At 60.8% G+C, this 2,295-nt stretch carries 1 protein-coding gene and 3 tRNA genes; all 4 read left to right on the top strand.

Annotation, left to right across the window (positions count from 1 at the left end):
- The first annotated feature begins 1,841 nt into the window (after positions 1-1,841).
- Positions 1,842-1,927: transfer RNA gene (locus tag DIE03_RS37940), tRNA-Tyr, on the top strand.
- Positions 1,928-1,970: 43 nt separating this feature from the next.
- Positions 1,971-2,044 (top strand) — tRNA-Gly (locus DIE03_RS37935).
- A gap of 24 nt (positions 2,045-2,068) precedes the next feature.
- Positions 2,069-2,143, top strand: a tRNA-Thr gene (locus DIE03_RS37930).
- A gap of 66 nt (positions 2,144-2,209) precedes the next feature.
- On the top strand, positions 2,210-2,295 hold an 86-nt coding region (locus DIE03_RS37925; protein WP_033473206.1), incomplete at its 3' end, for a GTP-binding protein.

Here is a 2,295-nt window from a genome sequence, read left to right as displayed (position 1 = left end):
GAACAGGACCGTGAAACGACTCTACGCCGATGATAGTGCGGATTCCCGTGTGAAAGTAGGTAATCGTCAGGCTCCCTCAAGCCAGAAACCCCCGCCCGAAAGGCGGGGGTTTTTGCATTGGCGCGAAGGAAATGCGCGCAGGCCGTCGGCCAGGCGCAATGCGACCGGAGCTGAAGCGTTGACGACGTCGAATAGAGCCGAGATCACATTCGCGCAATCGGTGTAAATTCACTCCGACTATTTGGGATTTGGGGTGACCGAGCACCGACAACGGATGTTGCCGAGGCCGGTATCCTCCCGCCGACTGTTCGAAGTAGTCAGTTCTCGGTCGGCAGCCGTTCTGATCGAGTGCTCGACCGCCAATTCGCTGCGATTTCCTGCCAGAGATTTGCGCGACACCGCGCGGCCAGACGCGATGCGTCTTGCTGTCCGGCAATTAACCATTTCTTCCCATCAGCGCGCGTACTGAGCGCATCTCCTGCGAAAGTTGCGGCACTCGTTCCGCGACTACGAGGCGCGTTTTGCGTTTCTCGCAACCAGATGCGCCGTGCGCGAGAGCGGCATGCCGGGTTCCGCTTGCCTGAACCAGACGTTTCTTGTCGAAGGCGCTGAACGATCGAGGCGCAAAGAAATTCCGCGCCGGAATTGCATCGGGTAACACGAAGTGGCGCTATCAAGTGCCGTTCTTCGCCTAATCCACCGGATATCGCCCGCAACAGGCTCGTTCGAGATATTGGGTGCCCGGCTCGCCGGAAGGCGGGGGATCCGATCGCAGCGCCAGTTGCAACGTGTGCGCGCGGTCGGGCGGAAGTCGTCAGCAATTGGCGCGGCACTGCAGGACGTTTGCCGAGGTCGCGGCTCGGAGCTTGTTAGGCCCACCTGGGTGTGAGCGCATATCGTCGCCGAGCCGGGGCTGCAATGCGTCCAGGCGCGCCGCATTGTCAGATTCGGCTGGCGAGGCGAGGCGCTGTCGCCGGCAGCGATGAGGCGGGCGGACGCCCCGTTGAGCAGCCATGCATAGGCGCTCGCGTCCTGATTTATCGGCTGCGCTACGGGCGAGCCGATATGCGTCGAGCTCAGGCTGCCGGCATCGAGCGCCTGCTTCAACTGGTCATGTGCAACAGGGCGCTGCAGTCGTTCTGGTGAGTCCTGTGGTGCGGCTGTCTTCCCGAGCCCGCTGACGGATCTTGGCAATGATGCTTGAGCGACACTAGGCGCCTGCGGGATCGGCCGCCTGTGCGGTCGGTATGATCAAGGTGGTGAAGGCAATCGCGAGAGCGAGCAGGCGCATGAGGATTCGCACGGGAAGATGATGGAAGCCGGGTATCCTGCCGGCGACCGGCGACCGGCTGCGACAGGGGCGGGGCGGCGGCCCACATCTCGCGCAGACGCGATGGCGCCATTACAGGGCCCAAACACCCGAAAGTTCGGATAACCCCGCGCACGGTACAGCCGCGAGCTCAAGCGGGCAGCCGCGCGACGGGACGCGCGAAATCCCGATTTCCCGCAAGCGGCAGGGCGCCGAAGCCGCCGAAAAATGCCGCAGGCGGGGCCGGCGAAGTCGTCCGGCACGAAATTTGCGGAAATTTTGCTTCTACCCGCTTGGCATTGTGCGAAAGAGGTCGTATCATGGCGGTCTTTCGTTTTTAGCGCAGATGCAGATCGGCGCTAAGGGCGGAGTCTGACGAAGATGTGGCGCCGGTCGGCAGCATCTCGTGCTTGCCTTAGCCGGGCGGGCGCGGGGATCGGTGGTAAAGCAGGAGTCAGGAAGAGAATGAAAATAATCTTCCGGATGTGCTTGACACGAGTGCGATGCACCCCCATAATCGTCAGTTCTCTACGGAGGGGTGCCCGAGTGGCTAAAGGGGGCAGACTGTAAATCTGTTGGCTTACGCCTACGTTGGTTCGAATCCAACCTCCTCCACCAAGATATCAGCGCAGTGAGCGGTAAGGAATCGTTAGTGGCCCGTGCGGGTGTAGCTCAATGGTAGAGCAGAAGCCTTCCAAGCTTACGACGAGGGTTCGATTCCCTTCACCCGCTCCAGACCGCTAAGTTGAAGCGTAAAACGCCCATGTGGCTCAGTGGTAGAGCACTCCCTTGGTAAGGGAGAGGTCGGCAGTTCGATCCTGCCCATGGGCACCAGCAGTAAAAAGTCAGTGTCTTGTTTGCGCGCGGCGCAACCTGTGAAATTCCTTTTGGGAGTCGAAAATGGCCAAGGGTAAATTCGAGCGGACCAAGCCGCACGTGAACGTTGGTACGATTGGTCACGTTGACCACGGCAAGACGACGCTGAC

It is taken from the genome of Burkholderia sp. Bp8992, assembly GCF_003853705.1.
GTDB lineage: Bacteria > Pseudomonadota > Gammaproteobacteria > Burkholderiales > Burkholderiaceae > Burkholderia.
This window is presented reverse-complemented; position numbering and strand designations above follow the sequence as displayed.